This is a genomic window from Streptomyces sp. JLBJ103 (genome assembly GCF_058215575.1).
Map to the genome: position 1 here is coordinate 5,343,072 of NZ_CM177089.1, position 21,591 is coordinate 5,364,662.

Below are 21,591 nucleotides of genomic sequence, written 5' to 3' on the forward strand. Positions count from 1 at the left end.
CCGTGACCGCCAACGGCACCGCCGCGCCCGTCCCGGTCTCGGGGTGTGCTCTATGCGCCGCCCCGGGCGACTTCGGGCACCGTGACCCCAGCGAGCCGCGTTCGGGTCTGTGCCCGGCGTGTATCGCGGCGGGCAAGCCCACTCGCGACGGTCTGGAACGGGCGGTGGTGATCGTGGCCGGGCAGAGCCTTGCCGCCGCTGAAGCCCTGAGCCTGGCCACCGCCGCGCCGGAGGAACTGGCTTACCACCTGGGTGCGGTGAAACGGAGCCTGCGCAGCGTGCTCCAGCTTCTCGCGCCGGTCGGGGAGGTCGGCCGGTGACCGCTGACACCGGGGGCGAGGGGCCCCGTATGACGATGCGCGTCTACACCATGGCGCGTGACGGGATGGTGACCGCGCGGCGCGCGGTGGTGGCCGTCCTCGTCGGCAAGGACAGCACCGACCCTTACGGGCTGGGGCAGGCGTGGCCGCCGTGCCAATGCCCCCGCCACCGCGAACAGAACGCCCCCGGGCGCCATTGGCGGAACTGAGACAGCCGTCCGTCCGTGCCTGCCCCCGTGGCCGGGCGGACGGCCCCCGGGGCCCCCGGTCATCCGCTTCCCGTGGCAGTGATGACCGGGGCCCCTCGAACGCCCGCACCACCAACAACGAACGAAAGCCATGCTTGTGATCTCTCACGTCACCATTGACCGGCGCGATGCCGTGTACAACCACCACGCCGAACAGACCGTGATGCCGGTGACCGTCCACCACCGTGACGGACGCACCGAACCCGCGCGCCTGGTGATGGACCCCGGACAGGTAGAGCTGTACTACCTCCAGCTTGACCAGATCATCCGCGCGCGTACGCAAGCGCGGTTGATGGACCGGGAAGCGGTCGGGCAGTGAACCGGCCCGCGCACCAGCGGCGGTAGGCGCCCATCCAGCGGCCCCGGAACAGGTCCTCACCCGTTCCGGGGCTTCTGCTATCCCGCCTCGCCGAGGAGCGTCACCCGTCGCGCATGGTGCCGCGCCTGGATATCGGCAAGCTCGTCCTCACCGTCTGGTGGCGAACTGGTCCACGTTGACCGCCAGGTCGGCGAGGAGATCGGAGAGCAGGACCTCATCCATGTTGACCGGGGATTGGTCGATGAGCTGCTGGGAGATGACCTGTTGCCCTGCGACGCTGGCGGTTGCCGCGTTGCTGGTGGCGTCGATGTTGGAGACGGCCGTGCTCTGCGTCGCCTGCTCGGTGGTGGTGCCGGTTGCGATGCGGGGCAGGTTGATGGTGTCGGTGCCCGAGGGCAGGGGGGCGACGTGCCGCGCCGCCGGGTACGCCACCGACGGCGGCCGTCGAGGAAGTCCTTGGCGTGCCCCCGATGTGCCCCGTGGCCCGAGTCCCGTAAGCGCAGTGCAGGTCAACTCAAAGGGGGCGGCACCTTGTGCGGAGGTGCCGCCCCCTCTCACTCCCCCCACGGGAGCTGTTGCCACGCGCATCGGCTACGGGCGGCAACATAAGTGCCCAGTCGCCGTAACGCACTCGTCACCCCCCACGGGAACGAGCTATGTGGCTCTGAGCACCGCCTGTTGAATTGTGGACGGCCCCCCGGGGCTTTTTGCCCGGTGGCCTCCCGTTTGCACGAGGAACAGCTTTCCTCTTCGCACGCCCGAAGCGCGCCCCGTTTCACATCTGGCCAAAAGGACGTGGTGACTGACCGTGTAAGCGTGCATACTCAACGGTGATCGGGGGGACGGTCGGCATGTCACATGTGAGGGTCTAGTGCTACGTGTTCATTTCAGTGAACTCGATCTGGCCCGGCTGCGGATGGCAGTCCGCCCGGACGTGCTCTGGGAAACCGTTTTAAGTTTCCATCGCCTGCGGGAGAGCCGGGCCGAGACCGTATACGGGGAATGGCGTTCGGAAGCGCGTAACCGGCTCAACGGGGAAGCGCGTCTCCTGGCGCCCCTCATTCCCTCGCGCGGTTATTTCCCTGACTTCCTGACGCCCGCGGAAGGGGTAATCGGTTGCGACAGTGCCATGGCCGCACTGCGCGCCACACCGGGACAGCGCTTGCACGACGAGATCGCCGGGCTCCCGGCGTCCCGTGCCCTCCCGGGGTGGATACGTGATCTCGCACAGGGCGAGGCGCGGCCGCTGGATCGTTTGATCACCACCCTGCGTACCTACCACCGCGCCGCCATCGCTCCCTACTGGCCCCATATCCAGGCCCGGATCGAAGCCGACCGGGCCGCCCGGGGCCGGGCGCTGCTGGATGGCGGGGCGGACGGGCTGCTGTCCTCGCTGCCGCCCACGATGCGCTGGCGGGCACCGGTGCTGGAGGTCGACTACCCCGTCGACCGGGATCTGCATCTGCGCGGCCGGGGGCTGTTGCTGCTGCCGTCGTTCTTCTGCCGCGGCGCCCCGGTGACCTTCCGCAACCCGGATCTGACCCCGGTGCTGGTCTATCCGGTCGAGCACGCCCGGCGCACCGCACCGCCCCGTCTCCAGCCGCGCCCGGCCACCGCGCCGGCCTGTGCCCGCTCGCTGGGCAAGCTGGTCGGCCAGACCCGCTCGGCGGTGCTGCTGGAGGTCGGCGGTGGCTGCACCACCAGTGAACTCGCCCGAAGAGTGGGCGTATCGCTCGCCTCGGCCAGTCAGCACGCCACCGTGCTGCGGGAGGCCGGTCTGGTGCACACCCTGCGGCAGGGCAGCGCCGTACTGCACACGCTGACCCCGCTGGGCGCGGCCCTGCTGCGCGGCGGCGGCTCGCCGGGGGAGCGGGTCTTCGGCGCGCATGCGGCGTTCCCGGCGGTGGCCGGGGCGCAGGGGTCGTCGGGCCACGGATGACACCGTGGCCGAAACGGCCCCCCTCGCGCCGCGGAGCGCTTAGGTCCTGTCCTGTCGATCTTCGTGGATCAGCCCGCGGCGTCTGGTGCCGTGGATCGCAAGGCGGAGGGTCGTCCTCGTACTGGGCGTACTCGGACGATCCCGACAACGCGGCGAGGCGCGGTGCCAGGCGTCGCGGGCCCGCGAAGATCGGCAGGACAGGGCCTAGTCATCGATCCCGGAGCGCTCGACGCCCGCGACGATATAGCGCTGGAGGACCAGGAAGACCACCAGCAGCGGCAGGATCGACACCGCGGCGGCCACGAACAGCTCGTGGATGTTGACGCTCTGGGCGGTCGTGAACGTGGAGAGCGCCACCTGCACCGTCCACGCCTGCCGGTCCTGACCGATGACCAGCGGCCAGAGGAAGGAGTTCCAGGCGCCGATGAAGACGATGGTGCCCACCGCGGCGAACACCGGCCGTGAGTTGGGCACCACCACCTGCCAGTACGTACGCCAGTAGCCGAGCCCGTCCACCCGTGCGGCGTCCTCCAACTCCCGTGGGAAGCCCAGGAAGTACTGGCGGAAGATGAAGGCGGCCACCGCGCTGAAGAGCGTGGGCACCACCAGACCGCGCAGCGTCGAGATCCAGCCCAGCGAGCTGACCAGCACAAAGCTGGGTACGAAGGTGACCGCGGCCGGAACCATCAGGGTGCCCAGGATCCAGTAGAAGACCACGTTGGCGTGGCGGTACGGGATACGGGCCAGACCGTACCCGGCGAGCGAGGCCAGCAGCAGGGTGCCGAGCGTGGTGAGCACCGCGATCAGCGAGGAGTTGAGGAGCGCGTGCGCCATCGGCACGTTGGGGTCGTCGAACAGCTCGCGTACGTTCTCCCAGTGCAGTTCGCCGGGGAAGAGGGTCCACTCGGACGAGGTGATGTCCGCCTCGTTCGACAGGCCGTTGCGCACCAGCAGATAGAAGGGGAGCAGGAAGAGCAGCGCGAGCGCGATCAGCAGCACCAGCCGCACCGCGCGGCCCGCCCGGACCAGGCGCTGTCCGGTGGGAGTTTCTTTCATCGGCTCAGTCCTCCTTCCGGCCCAGGCCGAACCAGCGCGCCTGTGCCACCGTCACCACCGCGATGATCAGTGCCAGGATCACCGCGCCCGCACTGCCCAGACCCAGGTTCTGCCCCTGCCCCAGCGCGGTGTAGTAGAGGTAGACCAGGGGCGGGCGGGCGTACGGCGGATAGCCGCGCGAATCCGACAGCAGGTTGTAGAACTCGTCGAACGCCTGGAAGGCGTTGATCACCAGCAGCAGTACCACCGCCACCGAGGTGGCCCGCAGCTGCGGAAAGGTGATGTGCCGGAACACCTGCCACCCCGGCCGGGCCCCGTCCACCGCCGCCGCCTCGTACAGCCGCGGGGGGATCCGCTGGAGCCCGGCCAGGAACAGCACCATGTAGAACCCCGCCTGGAGCCACAGCCGCACGGTCACGATGACCAGCCAGTACCAGGGCGGATCGGTCGTCGACAGCCAGGCGATCTGATCGGCGCCGAACCAGCCGAGCACGGTGTTGGCCAGCCCGAACCGCACCCCGTTGAAGATCGACATCTTCCAGATCAGCGCCGCCACCACATACGAGCAGGCCACCGGCAGGAAGAACACCGACCGGAAGAACGCCTGTGCCCAGCGCAGCCGGTTGACCATCAGCGCCAGCGACAGCGAGAGCACATAGGTGGCCGGGACGATGAACGCCGTGAAGACGAGGAAGGTCAGCAGGCTGTCGGTGAAGGCGTCGTCGCCCAGCATCGCCGTGTAGTTGTCGAAGCCGACGAACTCGGTCGGTGACACGGTGTTGTGCGCGTCGAAGAAGCTGAGGTACGCGCTCCAGGCCAGCGGTACATAGGTGAACAGGGTCAGCCCGAGGACAAACGGACCCACGAAGACCCAGAACCACAGGGTGCGGTTCTGCCGGCCGAACCAGCTCTTCCGCGTCGGCGACTTCTGTTGCGGGGCCGCCCCGCGCATCAGCGCTTCTTCTGGACGCGTCGCAGCTCCGCCCGGGTCTTGCGCACCACGGACCGCAGCTCCCGCTCCGGACTGGCACCGCTCTTGATGATCCGGCTCAGCGCGTCCTGGTAGGCGACCTTGCTCGCGGGCGTCCACAGCAGCGGCTCGGCGTGGCCGTGGTCGATGGCATAGCCCACCGCCTCACCGGCCGCGCCCTCCCGCAGCTTGGCGGCCCTCTTCGCCAGCGAGTTCCGGGCCGGGATGTGGAAGCCGTAGGTGAGCGCGAAGTCCTCCTGGTACGCGGTCTTCTCCACCCACAGCCACTTCACATACGCCTTCGCGGCGTCCTTGTGGCGGCTGCGTGCGCTGACCGCCGCCCCGTACGCCCCGACCGGCACCGCGGGGCTGCCGTGCGCCCCGTCCTTCGGGAACGGCAGCACCCCGAAGTCGTCCCCCAGCGCCTTCTTCACCTGCGGCAGCGCCCACAGCCCCGACCACTGCATGGCCGTGAGCCCCTGGGTGAACGCGGCCGGGTCCGACCAGTCCGAAGGCGCCCCCAGCAGCAGCGACTTGTCGGTGTAGAGCCGGCGCAGCTTGCCAAGGGTGCGGGCGGCGGCCGGGTCGTCGAAACCCACCTCGCCGTCGGAGGTGATCAGCTCAAGACCGGCGGCGTTCAGCGGAGTGCCGCCGAGGACACCGGGGCCGCCGTCGTTGCCGAGGAAGAGCCCCTTGACGTCCTTGGTGGTCAGCTCCTTCGCCGCGTCCACCAGCGCGTCGAGCGTCCGCGGCGGCTCCACCCCCGCGTCCTTGAGCATGCTGGTGCGGTAATAGAGCAACTGCATGTCGATGACCTGCGGAATGGCCCAGATCCTGCCCTCGTGGGTCTTGGGCGCCAGCACCGCCGGGTTGATGTCGTCCTTCGCCTCGCTGAGCAGATCGGTGACATCCACCACCTGACGGCCCCGGATCTGGTCCAGCGTCGGGCCGTTGACCTCGAAGACATCCGGTCCGGATGCCGTCAGCAGCGCGGCGGCGGTCTGCTGGTCGTAGTTGCCCGGCCGCCACTGCACCTGGACATCGGCCTTGTCGTAGTCCTCGGCGTACCGCTTCACGGCCTGCTCGGTGCCGGGCTCGCCGTACTGGTGGTACCAGTGCTGGAGAAGCGGTTTCCCGCCCTCGCCGTCCGAATCCCGGCCGGTGTTGGACCCGCAGGCGGTGGTCAGCCCACCCGTCAGAACGAGCCCTCCGCCCGCGCCGAACGTACCGAGCAGTCTTCTGCGGCTGATGGACACAGCTGGCGCCCCCTCGCTCCTCGTGTGGCCGGTCCCGGGCCACCGTATGTCCCAACGATCAGCGATGGGGGCGGATTACGACAGGGGCGGTCGCGGGCTCATATCAGCTGTGGCAAAGCCATGGTGACGGACCGTCGGAACTAAGGGTGACGCGCCAGATGGCCGAGCAGCGCGGCGGTGACCTCCTCCGGCCGCTCCACCCCCGCCAGATGCGCCGCCCCCGCCAGCTCCAGCAGATCCGCACCGGGCACCGCGTCCGCGATCTCGCGGGCGTGCGCGGGCGGAGTGGCCGGATCATCCCGGCCCGCCACCACCAGGGTGGGCACGGTGATCGACGACAGCGCGGACCGCAGATCGTAGGCGGCGAGCGCGTCACAGCACGCGGCGTAACCCGCGGGGTCGGTGTTCCGCAGATCCGCCAGCAAGGCCCGGCCGCGCGGGGTGGCGGCGAACGCGGGCGAGAACCACAGCCCCGGCCGGCTCGCCGCCATCGACTCCGTCCCCTCGGCCCGAACGACCGCGGCACGCTCGTGCCAGACGGAGGGCTCCGCGAAGTACGCCGAGGAGCACACGACGGACAGGGAGGTGAGCCGGTCGGGGTGGTGGACGGCCAGATGCAGCCCGACCGCCCCGCTGATCGAGATCCCCGCGTAGGCGAAGCGGCGCCAGCCCTGCGCATCGGCCAGCCGCAGGACGAGGGCGGCGAGGTCCGCCACGGTGGCGGAGCCATCGGATGGCAACAGCCCGGCCGGTGAATCACCGTGCCCCGGCAGATTCCACCGCAACACCCGGTGCCCGGCGGCGAGCCCGGCCAACTGCGGCTCCCACACCGCGAGCGAGACCCCGACGGACGTGCCGAGGATCAGGGGAGCGGCACCTTCGGGTCCGCTGAGCCGGTGGTGGGGGAGGGGTGCGTCGGTCATGGAGTGGTTCCCTAAGAATGTTGGGCCTGGGGATCGAGAGGTGCAACGTGCGGCAAACCAAGGGAGTTGGGGCGTTACTCGTCGTGGTGGGCCGTGCGGCGGAGGGCGCGGGCGACCAGGGCGGGGGCAGCGCCCGTATAGGTGGACGGATCGGTGAGGGTGCGCAGTTCCTCCGCGGGCAGGGCCTTGGCCACCTCCGGCTCCCGCGCGAGCGCCGCCACCAGCCCGGTCCCCTCCTCCGCGGCCCGCCGCGAGGCCCGCGTCAGCAGCTCCTTCGCCCGGCCGCGGCCCAGCCGCGGGGCCAGGGCCGCGGTGATGCGTTCGCTGGCGATCAGCCCGCCGGTGAGATGCAGATGCGTGGCCATACGGTCGGGGAACACCCGCAGGGACTCGGCGAGTTCGGCCGCGTCGTGAGCGGCGCCGCCCGCAAGACGCAGCAGCTCCCGCAGCGGCTGCCACTCGGCGTGCCACGCCCCGGCGGGCCGCTCGTCCTCCGCGGTGAGCGCGCCCAGCAGGGTCGCCGCGAGTGCGGGGGCCTGACGGGCCGCGGCGGCGATCAGCGTGGCGCGCACCGGGTTGCTCTTGTGCGGCATCGCGGACGAACCGCCACCGCTGCCCTCGGCCACCTCCCCGATCTCGGTCCGCGTCAGCACCAGCACATCCGCCGCCGCCTTCCCCAGCGCGCCCACGGTGAACGCCAGCGCACAGCCCAGGTCGGCCACGGGGGTGCGCAGGGTGTGCCACGGCAGTCCGGGCTCGGCCAGCCCGGTTTCCGCCGCGAACCGGCCCAGCAGCTCCGCCCCGTCCTCGAAGGCGGCCAATGTGCCCGCAGCGCCGCCGAGTTGGGCGGGCGGCCGCAGTGCGGCGAGCCGGTCGCGGGCGTCCAGGACCAGGGCCCGCCACCCCGCCGCCTTGAGCCCGAAGGTGGTGGGCACGGCGTGCTGGGTGAGGGTACGGCCGGGCAGCGGGGTGGCGCGGTGCGCCTCCGCGAGCCGGGCCAGCGCCGCCGCCGTACGGTCCAGGTCGGCCACGATCAGCGGCAGGGCGCGGGCGGCCACCAGCATCGCGGCGGTGTCGAGGATGTCCTGACTGGTCGCGCCCCGGTGCACCCACTCCGCCGCGGCCTCGTCCTCGGCGGCCACCGCCGCGGTGAGATCGGCGACCAGCGGAATGACCGGGTTGCCACCGGAGCGGGCGCGCAGGGCCAGCCCGCGGATGTCGTACCGCTCGGCCCGCGCCGCCGCCACCACCACCCGTGCCGCGTCCGCCGGGGCCCGCCCGGCCCCCGCGAGCGCACGGGTCAGGGCGGCCTCCGCGTCCAGCATGGCCTGGACGAACGCGATGTCCCCGGTGGTGGCCTCGACCGCCGACCCGGCCCGCACCGGGGACAGCAGGCCCGTATCGGACCCGCTGTCCCACACCTCAGGTGAACTCAAGGAAGACCGTCTCCTTGTCGCCCCGCAATGTGTCGCCCTGCAACCGGATGTCGAAGCGGTAGCTCCCGGGCCGTGGCCCGGCCGTCGCCACCAGCGTCTCGCGGCGCGCTGGATCCAGCGAGGCGAGCAGCGGATCGGCGGCGTTGGCCTCGGCGTTCCCGGGGAAGTACACGCGGGTGAAGAGATGGTGCAGCAGCCCGCGGGCGTGCACACACACGCTGATGTACGGGGCGCCGGGCCCGCCCGGCGGTAGCGTACGGGCGGTCCAGTGGCCGTCCGGGTCGGTGGCGATCCGGCCGAAACCGGTGAAGTCCACACCGTTGCGGCCCAGGAAGCCACCGGTCACCGGATCACGCCGCATCGAGCCGGGCACCCCGGCGCGGGAACCGTCCGGTCCGGACTGCCACAGCTCGATCAGCGCGTCGGGTACGGGCTCGCCCGCGCCGTCGTAGACGCATCCGTGCACGGTGATGGTGTCCGGGTGGCCGAGCGGGGCGAGATCGCCACCGCCGGGGAACGGGAGGGCGTAGCCGTAGAACGGGCCCACGGTGTGGGAGGGGGTGGGTGGCAGCTCGGTCATCCGTGATCCTCCTCGCGCCAGGTCGCCGACGGGCCGTCCAGGACGATGTCCCAGCGGTAGCCCAGTGAACACTCCGGCCGCGACAGCGCGGGGTCGTACGCCGCCACCAGCCGCTGCCGTGCCGCGTCGTCCGTCACCGACTGGAGGATCGGGTCGTAGCGGAAGAGTGGATCGCCGGGGAAGTACATCTGGGTGACCAGGCGCTGGGTGAACGCCGCCCCGAAGACGGAGAAGTGGATATGGGCCGGGCGCCAGGCGTTGTGGTGGTTGCGCCAGGGATAGGCGCCGGGCTTGATGGTGGTGAGGGTGTACGAACCGTCGTCCCCGGTCAGCACCCGCCCCACGCCGGTGAAGTTGGGGTCGAGCGGGGCGGGGTGGCGGTCGCGCAGATGGGCGTAACGGCCCGCCGCGTTGGCCTGCCACACCTCGATGAGCTGACCGCGAACCGGGCGGCCCTGTCGGTCGAGCAGCCGACCGGAGAGGGTGATGCGCTCGCCGAGCGGTTCGCCCGGGTGCTGGGCGGTGAGATCGGCGTCGGTGTCGGTGACATCGGTGGCGCCGAAGACGGGGGCGGACAGCTCGACGGTCTCCGGGTCGCCCTTGACCGCCACCAGCGACTGCCGCGGATGGCGCAGGGCGCTGCTGCGGTACGGCGGGAAGTCGCGCGCCGGGTGGTGGGCGGCGGGGGCGCCGCCGGCCCGCGCCGCCGCGTACTCCTCGCGCGCCGCGGTGAGTTCACGGTCGATGTCGGCCTGGTGGGTGATGCCGGTTTCTGATGGGTTGGTCATGGCGGACTGGGTGGTCATGGCGGGCCTCACCGTTCCAGGACGAGGGCCAGGCCCTGTCCGACGCCGATACACAAGGTGGCCAGGCCGGTGCCCGAACCGCGGACCGCGAGCTGGTGCGCCACCGCTCCGGCGAGCCGGGCGCCGGAGCAGCCCAGGGGGTGGCCGATGGCGATGGCACCACCGCGCGGATTGACCACGCCCGGGTCGAAGCCGGGGTCCTCGGCCCACTCCGCGAAGCAGCCCAGCACCTGTGCGGCGAACGCCTCGTTGAGCTCCAGGGTGGCCAGATCGCCGAAGTCGCGGCCCGCCTTGGCGAGGGCGCGGCGCACCGCCTCCACCGGGCCGAGGCCGAAGTACTGCGGCTCGATACCGGTGACGGCCGAGGCGCCGATACGGGCGAGCGGCTCCCGGCCGGTGGCCGCGAGCCCTTCCTCGTCGACCAGCAGCAGGGCCGCCGCGCCGTCGTTGAGCGGTGAGGAGTTCCCGGCGGTGACGGTGCCACCGGGTTTGCGGAAGGCGGGCTTGAGCTTCGCCAGGGACTCCATCGAGGTGGTGTCGCGGATGGTCTCGTCACGCACCAGGTCGGTGTCCGGGTACGGCAGCACCTCGGCGTCGTACGCCCCGTCCTGCCACGCCCGCGCCGCCTTCTCGTGGCTGGCGAGCGCGAACGCGTCCTGGGCCTCGCGGGTGATGCCGTGCTTGTCGGCGATCAGCTCGGCGCCCTCGCCGAGGGCGACGGTCCACTCCGGCGGCATGTCCGGGTTGGTCATCCGCCAGCCGAGGGTGGTGGAGTACAGCTGCTGGTGTCCGGCGGGGAAGGCGCGCTCGGGCTTCTGGAGCACCCAGGGGGCGCGGCTCATGGATTCCACACCGCCGGCGAGTGCGATGTGCGCGTCGCCGAGGGCGATGGCGCGGGCGGCCTGGAGCACCGCCTCCAGACCGGAGGCACAGAGCCGGTTGACGGTGGCGCCGGGCACGGTGACCGGAAGTCCGGCCAGCAGTACGGCCATCCGGGCCACATCGCGGTTGTCCTCGCCCGCGCCGTTGGCGTTGCCGAAGTACACATCGTCGATCCGGGCCGGGTCCAGGTCCGGGGTGCGGGCGAGCAGCCCGCGCAGCACATGGGCGGCCAGATCGTCGGGGCGGACACCCGCGAGCGCGCCGCCGTACTTGCCGACGGGGGTGCGGACGGCGTCGACGATATAGACATCGCGCGGACGGTCGGAGGGCATCAGTCGTCCTTTCCTGCGGCCTTGAGCGCTCGTAGCGCGGCCAGCTCCTGTGGGGTCGGCGGTGCGGTGGTGCCGAGTGCGTCGCTCACCGTCACATCCCATCCGGTGGCGTCCCGTACGCGCTCGACGGTGGCTCCCGGGTGCAGTGCGGTCAGCACCAGCTCCGCGGTGGCCGGGTCGGGGCGGAGCACCCCGAGGTCGGTGATGACGGCGGCGGGGCCCGCGCCGGGCAGGCCGAGCCGGGCGCGGTCCGCCGGGCCGCCGCCGTGGCCCAGGGTGGTGACGAAGTCCAGCCGCTCCACGAAGTTGCGCCGGGAGTGGCGCAGCACCAGCAGCACCCGGCCGCAGTTGGCGGCGATCTCGGGGGCGCCCCCGGCGCCGGGGAGGCGGCCTTCGGGGCGGCCGGGTCCGCGGTCCACGGCGGTGGTGTTGACGTTGGCGTACCGGTCGACCTGTGCGGCGCCGAGGAAGCCGACATCGATCCGGCCGCCCTGGAGCCAGTAGTTGAACATCTCTGGCACGGAGACCACGGCGTCGGCGGTCTCGGCCAGCTCCCCGTCACCGATGGACAGCGGCAGCCGGGTGGGCTTGGAGCCGATGGTGCCCGATTCGTAGATCAGCACCAGGTCCGGATTGACGGTGGCGCGGGCGAGGTTGGCGGCGGTGCTGGGCAGGCCGATGCCGACGAAGCAGGTCGTGGCGCCGGAGAGCGCGCGGGCGGCGTTGACCTCCATCAACTCGTCGGAGGTGAAGGCGAGGTGGTCGTGGGGGTCGTGGTGGTCGGTCATCGCACCGTGGCCTCGTCGTCGTGGACAGGAGTGCCGTGGACATTGGCGTCGGGGTCGGGGACGCCGCGGACATGGGTGTCCAGCCAGCGGGTGAAGGTCTCGCGGTCCCGGGCGATCGGATCCCATGCCTGGTAGAAGGCGTTGTCACGGACCGAGTACCCGGCGGCGTACGAGGGGTGGGCGCCACCGGGGACCACACACACCGCGTCGATCACCCAGGTCGGCAGCACCACCCCGCCCGGCCGCGGCTCCAGCCGGTCGACGATTTCCTCCACGGTCACCAGCACCCGTCGCGCCGCGAGCGCGGCCTCCTTCTGCACCCCGGCCAGCCCCCACAGCTGGACATTGCCCTCGTGGTCGGCCTGCTGGGCGTGGATCACGGTGACATCCGGGTTGAGCGCGGCCACCGCGGCCAGCTCCTCTCCGGTGAACGGGCACACGACGGTGGACACCGTGTCCGTACGGGCCGGGATGTCGCTGCCGCGATAGCCGCGCAACACGGCGAACGGCAGCCGGGAGGCGCCCGCCACATAGCGGTTGGCCATGCCCGCATGGCTGTGCTCGTCCAGCTCCAGCGGGCGCGGCCAGCCGTTCTCCACGGCGTCGCGGAAGCGGTGCAGCGAGCCCACACCGGGGTTGCCGCCCCAGGAGAAGACCAGCTTGCGCACCAGCCCGGCGCCGATCAGCTGGTCGTAGACCACATCCGGGGTCATCCGGACGAGGGTGAGATCGGTGATGCCCTGGCGGATGACCTCGTGCGCTGCCGCGTACGGGATCAGATGGGTGAAACCCTCCATCGCGACGGTGTCCCCGTCCCGGACGAGGTCCGCCACGGCGTGGTGCAGGCTGCGGATGTCGGCCATTGTCACACCGTTCCGTAGGTGCTCAGTGTACTGATTATTTTCTCGCCTTCCCGTACGCTGCCATCGGGTGCTGCGCTCGTCAAGGGGAGTCTAGGTCGGGTACGGCCGCTCGACAGGGGTGCTTCCACAGGGCAGAATTATTCAGTACGCGGACTAATTCAGGTACACGGACCAACGGAACGAGGGAGGCCGGGGCATGGGCGCGGTCGATCTGAGCACCCACCCCGGGCATCTGGCCCGCAGGCTCCAGCAGGCGCATTCCCTGCTGTGGAGCGCGATGGTGTCCGAGGAGACCACCTCACCGCAGTTCGCCGTGCTGAACGCGCTGGTGGACGAGCCGGGGATCGACCAGCGCACCCTGAGCGGCCGGATCAGCCTGGACCGCTCCACCGTCGCCGACCTGGTGGCCCGGCTGGCCCGGCGCGGACTGCTGGAGCGGGTGCGCGACCCGCGGGACGGACGGCGCAATGTGCTGCGGCTGACGGACGAGGGGGAGCGCGTCCACCGCAAGCTGGCCACCCGCACCGCCCGGATGAACCGCGTCTTCCTCGCCCCGCTGGACGAGACCGAGCGCGAGACGCTGCTGCGGCTGATCGGGCGGGTGGCGGCCGCGGCCGAGGACCTGCGCGCGTAAGCGCGTCCCGCGCGCTTTTGACCGTCGGGCCGCGGCCGCCGGACGGTGGTGGCCGGACGGTAGCGCTCAGCCGTGCACCGGGCGGGTGGCGACCACGACCGTGGCCTCCCGCTCCTCGCACTCGGCCACCGTGGGCAGCAGCCCGTCCCGGGTGACGATCTCCACGGCCTCGGGTGCCTGCCGCTCGCTGGTCTCGAACAGCAGACAGCCCCCCGGCGCCAGCCACCCGGCCGCCGCGGCGGTCACCCGGCGCAGCACATCGAGCCCGTCCGCCCCGCCGTCCAGCGCCAGCCGCGCCTCGTGCACCCGGGCCTCCGGCGGCAGCAGCCCGACCTCCTCGGTGGGTACGTACGGCACATTGGCCAGCAGCACATCCACGCGCCCGCGCAGCGCGGCGGGCAGTGGCTCGTACAGATCGCCCTCGTGGACCCGCCCGCCGACCGCCGCCACATTGCGGCGGGCGCAGCGGACCGCGGCCGGGTCGATATCGGCGGCGTGCAGCTCGACCCCCTCCAGCCCCGCGGCCAGCGCGGCCCCCAACGCGCCCGACCCGCAGCACAGATCGACCACGACGGCCCCGGGCCGAGCCAGCGCGGCCGCCCGCTCGACCAGGAACTCGGTACGCCGGCGTGGCACGAACACCCCGGGGTCCACGGCTATCCGCAGGCCACCGAACTCCGCCCAGCCCAGGACGTGTTCGAGCGGAAGCCCGGCGGCGCGCCGGTCAATCATGGAGTGGAGTTCGGCCGAGGTACGGGCCGTGGTGAGGATCAGTCGCGCCTCGTCCTCGGCGAACACACACCCGGCGGTGCGAAGCGTGGCGGCGACGGTGGAAACGTTGACAAGTGAAGGTGAAGCCGACATGGAAGCCTGGAAACCCTTTCGGAATCCCCGAGGGCGCTCCCGGCGGTCAGCTATCCCGCGTACATCGCGGCGGCCGCACGGCCCTGAGGCGAGAGCACCCAGCCTGAACTGGCGTTGATGGGTCTCACCTCCTTGGTGCGTACGAGTGGCGGCCACACTACCCGATCAGCGCCCGCCGGGCCTCGTGGATCAAGCGGTGGGCGTCGGTGCCGAAGACGGCGGATTCGCGGAGGGCGTTCCAGGCGCGCAGATAGAGGGCGATGCTGGCGGCGTCATTGATCCATAGTTCCGCGTGCCAGTCCTCGACGAGCACCAGCCGCTCGTCGTGGATCCAGAATCCGTTGGCGGGCTGGATCTTCAAGGGGGCGGCGAAGGGCACGATGCCCAGCTCGAGCGTGTCCAGGCCGATGACGCTCATCAGGCGGTCGAGCTGTGCGGCGAGCACCGATGGCGGGCAGACGCGGGCACGGAGCGCCCCTTCCCACATGATGATCCGGTACCGCTTGCGCGAGTCGTACAGCCCTTCCTGGCGCCGTAGCCGACCGCGTACCGCAGCCTCGGTGTCGCGTGGAGACTTGTGCAGGTCTGCGTTCCGGGTAAAGACAGCTCGTGCGTAGTCGGCTGTCTGGAGCATGCCCACCACGACACAGTTTTGCCAGCCGCGCAGTGTGGTGGAGCGCTGGTGCTCGGCGTTGATCGTGTCTTGAACGGGCTTGTGCCCGGCGGCCAGTTGGCGGCGCCACGATCGGATGTGGGATTCCAGTCCGTTGAACCGGGAGAGTAGTTCCTCGGCGGCTTCCGGCTGGTCGGTTGCCGTGGCCCAGGCGCGTAGGTCCTCGGCTGTCGCTGTCTGGCGCCCGTTTTCCAGCTTGTAGACCTTGGAGTGCGGCCAGCCCAGCCGATCGGCGAGTTGTGTACCGGTGAGCCGACCTCCAGGACATGACGCACGCAGCTCCCGAAGCCGCGCTCCTAGAGTCACTCGTGCCTGTTGAAAGTCAGTGCTCACCGGTCACACGGTACTTGCAACCTACGTGGTCAGTCCCGCTGCGAATGTGTCGTACCGAACGGCGTAGTGCCATGCCGCGTCACGTGCCTGGAGATAGCGGTTGACCGCCACCGGCTCAGTGATCAACTCGATGTCGAGCAGATTGTCGTCGTCGTCGAAGTTGAGGAGAGCGACGAACCGGGAGTCGAAGATCCAGAAGTCCTCGGCGGGCAGCCGCAGCCGATCGGCGTCCGCGCGCCACAGGTTGCGGATGTCCTCGCCCACCTCGCAGTTTCGCTTGGCGTTGTTGAGCAGGTAGAGCTGCCCGGTGGTCGGCGGGTTGTCGACGATGCGGACGCGCTCGAACCGCTTGCCCTGATCCGTCTGGGCCCGGACGTTGGTGCACCACGGGTGGTCGTAGTCCCATTGCACCGGCTCGCCCGCGACGAACTGCGCGTAGGTGTCGCTGGCTTCGTCCGAGGCGAACCTGCGGCGTGTCTCCAGCCGCCACGCGGTGTGCTCGAACTTCTCGAAGAGCTTGCCGAAGTCGTCCAGGTCGATGATGCGCGGCGTGCGGGTGACCTCCTTGGGGCCGAAGTCGACGAGCAGTTCGCGCGGCACCACGATCGGTACTTCGCCTTCGCCCAGGTGTTGAAGCTGGCCGACATCCTCCGGGTCGGTGAGCGGTGTGCCGTGAATGACGATCTCCCCGGTGTCCAGGTCCTCGTGCACGGCGGGGCAGCCGTTATCGCCGCTGCCCGTCCCGTTGAAGCGCAGTCGTCGCGCCGTGATCACGTCCTCCCTTGTTGATCTGGACACCCTGAGCTTCCGCACCCATGAGTGCGCTCGGTATGCCCTCGCTGACCCTACGTGAGATCAATCAAGAACATTCAGCTCAAGGGCGAGAACATTCGAGAACATCGCACCGCATCCCCCGACCTCCTGTCCCTAACGTCCCGTTCACGCAGAAACCGCGGGAGAGGTGACCGATGAGAATCCGCGAACAGGACATCGAGGCGCTGGGTGCCGATGGCCATGCCACGCCCAGAGCCGAGGCCCAGGCCGTGGCCGAACTGCTGCGCCAGGCTCTGCACCGCCTCGGTTTCAATCCGGACATCCCGCATGGCGTCAAAGGCGGGGAGCTGTACTGGCCGACCGTGCGCGGCGAACTCACGGTGTCCGGCTATCCGTTGGTGGCCCTCGGCCGCATCCCCCTGGACAGCGCGAACCGGCTCGCGGATGTCCTGATGCGGGCCGCGCTGGAGGAGCAGACGAAGAACGCCGCCTCGGCATAGGCGGCGCAGACCCCCGTACCGACTGGACCGGAGCCCTGGCAGGTCGAGCCCAGCCGGAACGGGTGCACGTGCACGACGGCGCGAGGAGAGCCCCCGTGCCGACAGCACAGAACGGAATCATCCCGATGCGGCTGGCAGGACACAAGACCGTCTTACGGCAGGACCCGGACGACGGCGACACCATGCCCGACACCGACGCGCCCTCACCCCCTTCGGGCGGCGGCTGCGGTGGCGGCGACGGCTGCGGCCGTAGATAACCCGATGGGCAGGGCAGCCCCGCCACGCTGCGGGGCTGCCCTCTTCCGTCAGCGAAGGCGGCACATGTGCACCACCACCACGGTTACCTTTGGCTCGGCTCGGGCCACGACCTCCTCAAGGACGGCCCCAGACGCCCCATCCACCCGGAGTTCAGGTCATCCAGAGTCCTCCCCCTCGAACTCGCCCACTGGCTGCTCAAGCCCCCCGCCTTCATCCAAGGCACCTGGACCGCCGACCCCACCCAGGCCGCCACCTGGTTCGGCGAGCGGGCCCGCGAACACGCCAACTCCTTCGCCTCCGAGCACGACCGCACCCCCGAAACGCTGTCCGCGAAGGTTCAGTCCGCGGCCAAGGCGGTCGCAGGCGGGGAGGACGTCGCCGGAGGCTGGTACCTCACCGGGCAGCGGTTTCTCTCCGTATGCCTGATCGCCTGCGGCCCCCACCGCTTACGCCCCGGGATCGGCTGTCCGCAGCGGCGCACGTGACGCAGTCGGTCGGCGACCATCAAACCAGGCCCGGCACGCCGCTCCCGGTGCGGGTGGCGTACGCCGTGACCGACACCGTCTCGTCGTCCAGGCAGCGGCCCGTCTCCAGGTCGAAGCGCTGCTTCAGCAGCGGTGAGGCCACGAACGGCCGCCCGCCGGCGGTGCCCAGCAGCCCGCGCGAGAGCACATAGGCGCCAGTGAACGGATCGCGGTTGCCGATGGCGTACGCGCGTCCCGCGCGGTCCAGGAAGACCGCCACCTGGGTGCCGTCCGGCAGCAGGGCCGCCACCCCGCGCCCCGGGGTGAGATCGGTCAGCTCGCAGATCGCGAACCACTTCTGGTCGACGAGGAGTTCCACGCGGACATCGGTCCGCTCGGGAGCCATGGTCATCGGCTTGAGGTCCCTTCGAGAGTGCGTGCACGGACGGGGATGGAGGGGCCGGACAGGATCGTCAGATCCGGCTTCATCTGGTCGCGCTCGGGCACGAACCGCACCGTCGGGTCCGGTGCCTCGGGCGCGTTGACGAAGGACACAAAACGGCTGAGCCGCTCCGGGTCGCCCAGGGTTTCGGCCCACTCGTCGCGATAGCCCGCCACATGGTCGGCCATCAGCGCCTCGAGCTCGGCGCACAGCCCCAGCGAGTCGTTCACCACCACGTCCCGGACGTGGTCAAGACCGCCGTCGATCCGCTCCAGCCAGGCCGAGGTGCGCTCCAGCCGGTCGGCGGTGCGGATGTAGAACATCAGGAAGCGGTCGATGAGCCGGATCAGCTGCTCGTCGTCCAGGTCCTGGGCCAGCAGATCGGCGTGGCGCGGATCGGCGCCGCCGTTGCCGCCGACGTAGAGGTTCCAGCCGTTGGAGGTGGCGATGACCCCGAAGTCCTTGCCGCGCGCCTCCGCGCATTCGCGCGCACACCCCGAGACGGCCGACTTCAGCTTGTGCGGGGAGCGCAGCCCCCGGTAGCGCAGCTCCAGGTCGATCGCCATCCGCACCGAGTCCTGCACTCCGTAGCGGCACCAGGTCTGTCCCACACAGGACTTCACGGTGCGCAGCGCCTTGCCGTAGGCGTGGCCGGACTCGAACCCGGCGTCCACCAGCCGCGCCCAGATCACCGGGAGCTGGTCCACCCGGGCGCCGAACAGATCGATCCGCTGACCGCCGGTGATCTTGGTGTAGAGACCGAAGTCCCGGGCCACTTCGCCGATCACGATCAGCTTCTCGGGGGTGATCTCCCCGCCCGGGATCCGCGGCACGATCGAGTACGAGCCGTTGCGCTGGAGGTTGGCCAGGAAGTGGTCGTTGGTGTCCTGGAGCGCGGCCTGCTCGCCGTCCAGGACATAGCCGCTGGCGCCGAGCGTGGGGGCGAGTGAGGCGATGATCGAGGCCACCGCCGGTTTGCACACCTCACAGCCCTCGCCGCGCCGGGCCTCGTCACGGCCGTGGCTGTCCAGCAGCTGTGCGTAGGTGGTGATGCGCAGGGTGCGTACGATCTCGTACAGCTCGGCGCGGGTGTATCCGAAGCAGCCGCACAGCCCCTTGTCGACGCTGACGCCGCTCGCCTCCAGCTCGTCGTTGACCAGCGAGGTGAGCGCCTTGACGCAACTGCCGCAGCCGGTACCCGCCTTGGTGCACTTCTTCACCGCCGGGACGGTGGTGCACTGGTGGTCGGTGACGGCGACACGGATCGCGCCCTTGGTGACGTTGTGGCAGTTGCAGATGACCGCCTCGTCCGGCAGTGCGGACGGGCCGAGGGCGGCAGGCGCACCGGCCCCCGCCGGGAGCACCAGCTGCTCGGAGGCGACCGGCGGCACCGAGCCGGTCAGCGGACGCAGCATGCCGTACGACTCGGCGTCACCGACCAGCACCCCGCCCAGCAGGGTGCCGTCCGCGCCGACCACCAGCTTCTTGTAGACGCCCGCGCGGGAGTCGGAGTACACCACGTCCAGACAGCCGTCGGCGGTGCCGTGGGCGTCGCCGAAGCTGGCCACGTCCACGCCCAGCAGCTTGAGCTTGGTGGAGGTGTCCGCGCCGGTGAAACCGTCGTGGGCGCTGCCCGCGATCTCGTGCGCGGCCACCTCGGCCATCTCGTAGCCGGGTGCGACCAGCCCGTACACTCGGCCGTCGGCGGCCAGCGCGCATTCGCCGATCGCGTACACGGCCGGGTCGCTGGTGCGGCAGCGCTCGTCCACCGTGATCCCACCGCGTTCGCCCACCTGAAGACCGCAGTCGCGGGCCAGCTGGTCGCGGGGGCGCACCCCGGCCGAGAAGATGACGAGGTCGGTGTCGATGGCCGAACCGTCGGACAGCGCCATCCCGGTGACCGCGCCGTCGGCGTCGGCCGTGATCTCCTTGCCGCCGACACCGGTGTGCACGATCAGGCCCATGTCCTCGACGGTGCGGCGCAGTGCGGCGCCACCGCCCTCGTCCACCTGGATCGCCATCAGCCGCGGGTTGAACTCCACGATGTGGGTGGTGAGTCCGAGCCCCTTGAGCGCCCCGGCCGCCTCCAGGCCGAGCAGCCCGCCGCCGACCACCGTGCCCGAGGTGCAGTTCTTGGCGTACGCCTCGATCGCGAACAGATCCTCGACGGTGCGGTAGACGAAGCAGCCCGCACTGTCCTTGCCGGGGACGGGCGGTACGAACGGGTACGAGCCGGTGGCCAGCACCAGCGTGTCGTAGCCGACGGTGAGCCCGGAGCGGGCGGTCACCGTGCGCGCGGCGCGGTCCACGGTTTCGGCCGGGTCGCCGAGACGCAGTTCGATCCCGTGCCGGGCCATGAACCCGTCTTCCACGAGGGAGAGATCCTCGGCGGTGCGCCCGGAGAAGTACGAGGTCAGCTGGACGCGGTCGTAGGCGGCCCGGGGCTCCTCGCAGAACACCACCACGCGGGCGGTCTCGGTGACGTTCCGGTCGACGAGCGCTTCCAGGAACCGCTGGCCGACCATCCCGTGGCCGATCAGCACAATCGTCGGCTTCGTCGGCTTCAGCGGTTTCGTCGGCTTCGTCATGAGTAGGAGCCTCCAGCGTTGGTGAGCAGGTGGAGCAGCGGGGTGGAGGGGAGCGGCTCATCGCCCTCCCAGGTGCGGGCGAGCGCGCCGACGGTGCCGAGATCGCCGAGAAGGATGCCGCCGACGAGGCGATCACCCCGGACGACGACCTTGCGGTACGCGTTGCGGGTGGCATCGGTGAGGTGGATGACGTCATCGCCGGGGGCCGGGCTGGTTTCGCCGAAGGAGGCCAGGTCCAGGGGGCGGGGAGCGGCGAGGGTCAGCCTGGTCAGGGTGCGGGTGCCGGTGTAGGAACCCAGCCCTTCCGGCGTTTGAGGAGCGGGGTCCGGGGCGGAGCCCCGGGGAGCGAGCAGCCGCGCCGCCACGTCCGCCTGCTCCTGGGCCGCCTGCGCCAGGCCGTAGACCACTCCGTCGTGTTCGGCGCAGTCGCCGATCGCGTGGATCCGGGGGTCGCTCGTGCGCAGCTCGTCGTCGACCACGATGCCGCGTGCCACCTCGAGACCGGCCGCTCGGGCCAGGCCCACTCGGGGGCGGACTCCGCAGGCCAGGACGGTGAGTTCGGCCTCCAGCGCGTAGCCGTCGGCCAGTTCGACGGCGCTCACCGCGCGTCCGCCGCCGCCCGACGGGCGGGTCCGCAGACCACGGACCCGGCACTCGGTGTGCACCTCCACCCCCAGCGCCGCCACATGGTCCCGCAGCAGCCGTGACGCGCCCGGGTCGAGCTGCCGTTCCATCAGGTGCTCGCCCTGGTGTGCCAGCACCACCTGGGCGCCGCGCTCGGCCAGCGCACGGGCGGCGGACACCCCCAGCAGCCCGCCGCCGATGACCACGGCCCGCGCCCCGGGGCGTACAGCCGAGCCCAGGGCCAGGCAGTCGTCCATGGTGCGGAAGGCGTGCACCCCGTCGGGCAGTTCATGGCCGCCGGGCGCGAACAGGCCGCGCAGCGGCGGCAGCACCGGGTTGGAGCCGGTGGCCAGCACCAGCGTGTCGTAGGGGACACCGCGTCCGTCGTCGCACAGCACCCGCGCGGTGTCGCGGTCGATACGGACCGCGCCCACCCCGCTCAGCCGGCGGACCGCGGCGGCCGGGGCCGGGAGCGCGATGACCTCCGGGGCGTACCGCCCGGCCAGCACCTCGGCGAGCAGCACCCGGTTGTACGCGGGGTGCGGCTCCTCGCCGATCAGCGTCACCTCGACCGGCTCGGCGCCCGGCACCGGCGGGGCGGCAGCGAGCTGCTGCGCCAGCCGGGTGCCCGCCATACCGCCGCCGACGATCACCACACGGTGGTGGTGGCGGCGCTCCGGCTCCCTGTTCGACGTCATGAAAGGAAGCGTGCGGGGTGC

25 protein-coding genes are annotated in these 21,591 nt (G+C 71.1%); 8 read left to right on the forward strand and 17 right to left on the reverse strand.

The window, feature by feature from the left end:
* The first annotated feature begins 2 nt into the window (after positions 1–2).
* The 3 genes from AC4BEG_RS23540 to AC4BEG_RS23550 all read left to right on the forward strand — a co-directional run bounded on the left by AC4BEG_RS23540 (position 3) and on the right by AC4BEG_RS23550 (position 887).
* A complete protein-coding gene (locus tag AC4BEG_RS23540) occupies positions 3–320 on the forward strand; it encodes a hypothetical protein (RefSeq protein WP_490701726.1) in 318 nt (105 codons plus the stop codon).
* A complete protein-coding gene (locus tag AC4BEG_RS23545; RefSeq protein WP_490701727.1) occupies positions 317–529 on the forward strand; it encodes a hypothetical protein in 213 nt (70 codons plus the stop codon). The genes AC4BEG_RS23540 and AC4BEG_RS23545 overlap by 4 nt, the downstream gene beginning before the upstream one ends.
* Positions 530–659: 130 nt before the next feature.
* Complete coding sequence (locus AC4BEG_RS23550) at positions 660–887, forward strand: hypothetical protein (protein ID WP_490701728.1); 228 nt, start codon at positions 660–662, stop codon at positions 885–887.
* A 147-nt stretch (positions 888–1,034) separates the two neighbouring features.
* Here AC4BEG_RS23550 and AC4BEG_RS23555 read toward each other — a convergent pair whose 3' ends face one another.
* On the reverse strand, positions 1,035–1,319 hold the full coding sequence (locus tag AC4BEG_RS23555; protein WP_490701729.1) for a hypothetical protein: 285 nt from the start codon (positions 1,317–1,319) through the stop codon (positions 1,035–1,037).
* A 439-nt stretch (positions 1,320–1,758) separates the two neighbouring features.
* Here AC4BEG_RS23555 and AC4BEG_RS23560 point away from each other — a divergent pair, with 439 nt between their 5' ends.
* Positions 1,759–2,826 (forward strand): ArsR/SmtB family transcription factor, encoded by a 1,068-nt coding sequence (locus AC4BEG_RS23560; RefSeq protein ID WP_490701730.1) that lies wholly within the window; start codon positions 1,759–1,761, stop codon positions 2,824–2,826.
* Between the two features lie 204 nt (positions 2,827–3,030).
* Here the strand turns inward: AC4BEG_RS23560 and AC4BEG_RS23565 are convergent, their stop codons facing one another.
* The 10 genes from AC4BEG_RS23565 to AC4BEG_RS23610 all read right to left on the reverse strand — a co-directional run bounded on the left by AC4BEG_RS23565 (position 3,031) and on the right by AC4BEG_RS23610 (position 12,718).
* Positions 3,031–3,882 (reverse strand): carbohydrate ABC transporter permease, encoded by an 852-nt coding sequence (locus AC4BEG_RS23565; RefSeq protein WP_490701731.1) that lies wholly within the window; start codon positions 3,880–3,882, stop codon positions 3,031–3,033.
* Between the two features lie 4 nt (positions 3,883–3,886).
* Positions 3,887–4,834: a carbohydrate ABC transporter permease gene (locus AC4BEG_RS23570; protein ID WP_490701732.1), complete on the reverse strand. Its 948-nt coding sequence runs from the start codon at positions 4,832–4,834 to the stop codon at positions 3,887–3,889.
* Entirely contained in the window at positions 4,834–6,108 is a 1,275-nt protein-coding gene (locus tag AC4BEG_RS23575; protein ID WP_490701733.1) for an ABC transporter substrate-binding protein, read from the reverse strand. The genes AC4BEG_RS23570 and AC4BEG_RS23575 overlap by 1 nt, the downstream gene beginning before the upstream one ends.
* Before the next feature lie 140 nt (positions 6,109–6,248).
* Positions 6,249–7,031, reverse strand: a complete 783-nt coding sequence (locus tag AC4BEG_RS23580; RefSeq protein ID WP_490701734.1) for an alpha/beta fold hydrolase — start codon at positions 7,029–7,031, stop codon at positions 6,249–6,251.
* Positions 7,032–7,105: 74 nt separating this feature from the next.
* Positions 7,106–8,467 (reverse strand): 3-carboxy-cis,cis-muconate cycloisomerase, encoded by a 1,362-nt coding sequence (gene pcaB / locus AC4BEG_RS23585; RefSeq protein WP_490701735.1) that lies wholly within the window; start codon positions 8,465–8,467, stop codon positions 7,106–7,108.
* Positions 8,454–9,047 (reverse strand): protocatechuate 3,4-dioxygenase subunit alpha, encoded by a 594-nt coding sequence (gene pcaG / locus AC4BEG_RS23590; RefSeq protein WP_490701736.1) that lies wholly within the window; start codon positions 9,045–9,047, stop codon positions 8,454–8,456. The genes pcaB and pcaG overlap by 14 nt, the downstream gene beginning before the upstream one ends.
* Positions 9,044–9,853: a protocatechuate 3,4-dioxygenase subunit beta gene (gene pcaH, locus AC4BEG_RS23595; protein WP_490701737.1), complete on the reverse strand. Its 810-nt coding sequence runs from the start codon at positions 9,851–9,853 to the stop codon at positions 9,044–9,046. The genes pcaG and pcaH overlap by 4 nt, the downstream gene beginning before the upstream one ends.
* 8 nt (positions 9,854–9,861) lie before the next feature.
* Positions 9,862–11,067, reverse strand: a complete 1,206-nt coding sequence (locus AC4BEG_RS23600; protein WP_490701738.1) for a thiolase family protein — start codon at positions 11,065–11,067, stop codon at positions 9,862–9,864.
* Positions 11,067–11,855, reverse strand: a complete 789-nt coding sequence (locus tag AC4BEG_RS23605) for a CoA-transferase subunit beta (RefSeq protein WP_490701739.1) — start codon at positions 11,853–11,855, stop codon at positions 11,067–11,069. Before AC4BEG_RS23605 ends, AC4BEG_RS23600 begins: the two co-directional genes overlap by 1 nt.
* A complete protein-coding gene (locus AC4BEG_RS23610; protein WP_490701740.1) occupies positions 11,852–12,718 on the reverse strand; it encodes a CoA transferase subunit A in 867 nt (288 codons plus the stop codon). Before AC4BEG_RS23610 ends, AC4BEG_RS23605 begins: the two co-directional genes overlap by 4 nt.
* Before the next feature lie 196 nt (positions 12,719–12,914).
* Here AC4BEG_RS23610 and AC4BEG_RS23615 point away from each other — a divergent pair, with 196 nt between their 5' ends.
* Positions 12,915–13,352 (forward strand): MarR family winged helix-turn-helix transcriptional regulator, encoded by a 438-nt coding sequence (locus tag AC4BEG_RS23615; RefSeq protein ID WP_490701741.1) that lies wholly within the window; start codon positions 12,915–12,917, stop codon positions 13,350–13,352.
* Positions 13,353–13,418: 66 nt separating this feature from the next.
* On the opposite strand, the gene AC4BEG_RS23620 is transcribed toward AC4BEG_RS23615, so the two are convergent.
* The 3 genes from AC4BEG_RS23620 to AC4BEG_RS23630 all read right to left on the reverse strand — a co-directional run bounded on the left by AC4BEG_RS23620 (position 13,419) and on the right by AC4BEG_RS23630 (position 15,996).
* Complete coding sequence (locus AC4BEG_RS23620; RefSeq protein ID WP_490701742.1) at positions 13,419–14,216, reverse strand: putative protein N(5)-glutamine methyltransferase; 798 nt, start codon at positions 14,214–14,216, stop codon at positions 13,419–13,421.
* Positions 14,217–14,373: 157 nt separating this feature from the next.
* Complete coding sequence (locus AC4BEG_RS23625) at positions 14,374–15,222, reverse strand: helix-turn-helix domain-containing protein (protein WP_490701743.1); 849 nt, start codon at positions 15,220–15,222, stop codon at positions 14,374–14,376.
* Positions 15,223–15,243: 21 nt separating this feature from the next.
* Complete coding sequence (locus tag AC4BEG_RS23630) at positions 15,244–15,996, reverse strand: DUF6879 family protein (protein WP_490701744.1); 753 nt, start codon at positions 15,994–15,996, stop codon at positions 15,244–15,246.
* A 194-nt stretch (positions 15,997–16,190) separates the two neighbouring features.
* Here AC4BEG_RS23630 and AC4BEG_RS23635 point away from each other — a divergent pair, with 194 nt between their 5' ends.
* The 3 genes from AC4BEG_RS23635 (at position 16,191) to AC4BEG_RS23645 (ending at position 17,239) form a co-directional block, all read left to right on the forward strand.
* Positions 16,191–16,496, forward strand: a complete 306-nt coding sequence (locus AC4BEG_RS23635) for a hypothetical protein (protein WP_490701745.1) — start codon at positions 16,191–16,193, stop codon at positions 16,494–16,496.
* Positions 16,497–16,591: 95 nt separating this feature from the next.
* Positions 16,592–16,753: a hypothetical protein gene (locus AC4BEG_RS23640; RefSeq protein ID WP_490701746.1), complete on the forward strand. Its 162-nt coding sequence runs from the start codon at positions 16,592–16,594 to the stop codon at positions 16,751–16,753.
* A 66-nt stretch (positions 16,754–16,819) separates the two neighbouring features.
* Complete coding sequence (locus tag AC4BEG_RS23645; protein WP_490701747.1) at positions 16,820–17,239, forward strand: hypothetical protein; 420 nt, start codon at positions 16,820–16,822, stop codon at positions 17,237–17,239.
* A gap of 19 nt (positions 17,240–17,258) precedes the next feature.
* Here the strand turns inward: AC4BEG_RS23645 and nirD are convergent, their stop codons facing one another.
* The 3 genes from nirD to AC4BEG_RS23660 are packed head-to-tail and all read right to left on the reverse strand — an operon-like array spanning position 17,259 to position 21,570.
* Positions 17,259–17,630 carry a nitrite reductase small subunit NirD gene (nirD, locus tag AC4BEG_RS23650; protein ID WP_490701748.1) on the reverse strand — a complete coding sequence of 124 codons (372 nt, stop codon included), beginning with the start codon at positions 17,628–17,630 and terminating at the stop codon, positions 17,259–17,261.
* Complete coding sequence (nirB, locus tag AC4BEG_RS23655) at positions 17,627–20,248, reverse strand: nitrite reductase large subunit NirB (RefSeq protein WP_490701749.1); 2,622 nt, start codon at positions 20,246–20,248, stop codon at positions 17,627–17,629. The genes nirD and nirB overlap by 4 nt, the downstream gene beginning before the upstream one ends.
* A complete protein-coding gene (locus tag AC4BEG_RS23660) occupies positions 20,245–21,570 on the reverse strand; it encodes an NAD(P)/FAD-dependent oxidoreductase (protein WP_490701750.1) in 1,326 nt (441 codons plus the stop codon). The genes nirB and AC4BEG_RS23660 overlap by 4 nt, the downstream gene beginning before the upstream one ends.
* Positions 21,571–21,591 lie beyond the last annotated feature (21 nt).

Excerpts from the sequence above, each read along its gene's own strand:
- AC4BEG_RS23610 (WP_490701740.1), bottom strand. The coding sequence starts at position 12,718 with ATGGCCGACATCCGCAGCCTGCACCACGCCGTGGCGGACCTCGTCCGG.
- AC4BEG_RS23580 (WP_490701734.1), bottom strand. The coding sequence starts at position 7,031 with ATGACCGACGCACCCCTCCCCCACCACCGGCTCAGCGGACCCGAAGGT.
- AC4BEG_RS23570 (WP_490701732.1), bottom strand. The coding sequence starts at position 4,834 with ATGCGCGGGGCGGCCCCGCAACAGAAGTCGCCGACGCGGAAGAGCTGG.
- AC4BEG_RS23615 (WP_490701741.1), top strand. The coding sequence starts at position 12,915 with ATGGGCGCGGTCGATCTGAGCACCCACCCCGGGCATCTGGCCCGCAGG.
- pcaG (WP_490701736.1), bottom strand. The coding sequence starts at position 9,047 with ATGACCGAGCTGCCACCCACCCCCTCCCACACCGTGGGCCCGTTCTAC.
- nirD (WP_490701748.1), bottom strand. The coding sequence starts at position 17,630 with ATGACCATGGCTCCCGAGCGGACCGATGTCCGCGTGGAACTCCTCGTC.
- AC4BEG_RS23635 (WP_490701745.1), top strand. The coding sequence starts at position 16,191 with ATGAGAATCCGCGAACAGGACATCGAGGCGCTGGGTGCCGATGGCCAT.
- pcaH (WP_490701737.1), bottom strand. The coding sequence starts at position 9,853 with ATGACCACCCAGTCCGCCATGACCAACCCATCAGAAACCGGCATCACC.
- AC4BEG_RS23550 (WP_490701728.1), top strand. The coding sequence starts at position 660 with ATGCTTGTGATCTCTCACGTCACCATTGACCGGCGCGATGCCGTGTAC.
- AC4BEG_RS23660 (WP_490701750.1), bottom strand. The coding sequence starts at position 21,570 with ATGACGTCGAACAGGGAGCCGGAGCGCCGCCACCACCACCGTGTGGTG.
- AC4BEG_RS23565 (WP_490701731.1), bottom strand. The coding sequence starts at position 3,882 with ATGAAAGAAACTCCCACCGGACAGCGCCTGGTCCGGGCGGGCCGCGCG.
- AC4BEG_RS23600 (WP_490701738.1), bottom strand. The coding sequence starts at position 11,067 with ATGCCCTCCGACCGTCCGCGCGATGTCTATATCGTCGACGCCGTCCGC.
- nirB (WP_490701749.1), bottom strand. The coding sequence starts at position 20,248 with ATGACGAAGCCGACGAAACCGCTGAAGCCGACGAAGCCGACGATTGTG.
- AC4BEG_RS23620 (WP_490701742.1), bottom strand. The coding sequence starts at position 14,216 with ATGTCGGCTTCACCTTCACTTGTCAACGTTTCCACCGTCGCCGCCACG.
- AC4BEG_RS23605 (WP_490701739.1), bottom strand. The coding sequence starts at position 11,855 with ATGACCGACCACCACGACCCCCACGACCACCTCGCCTTCACCTCCGAC.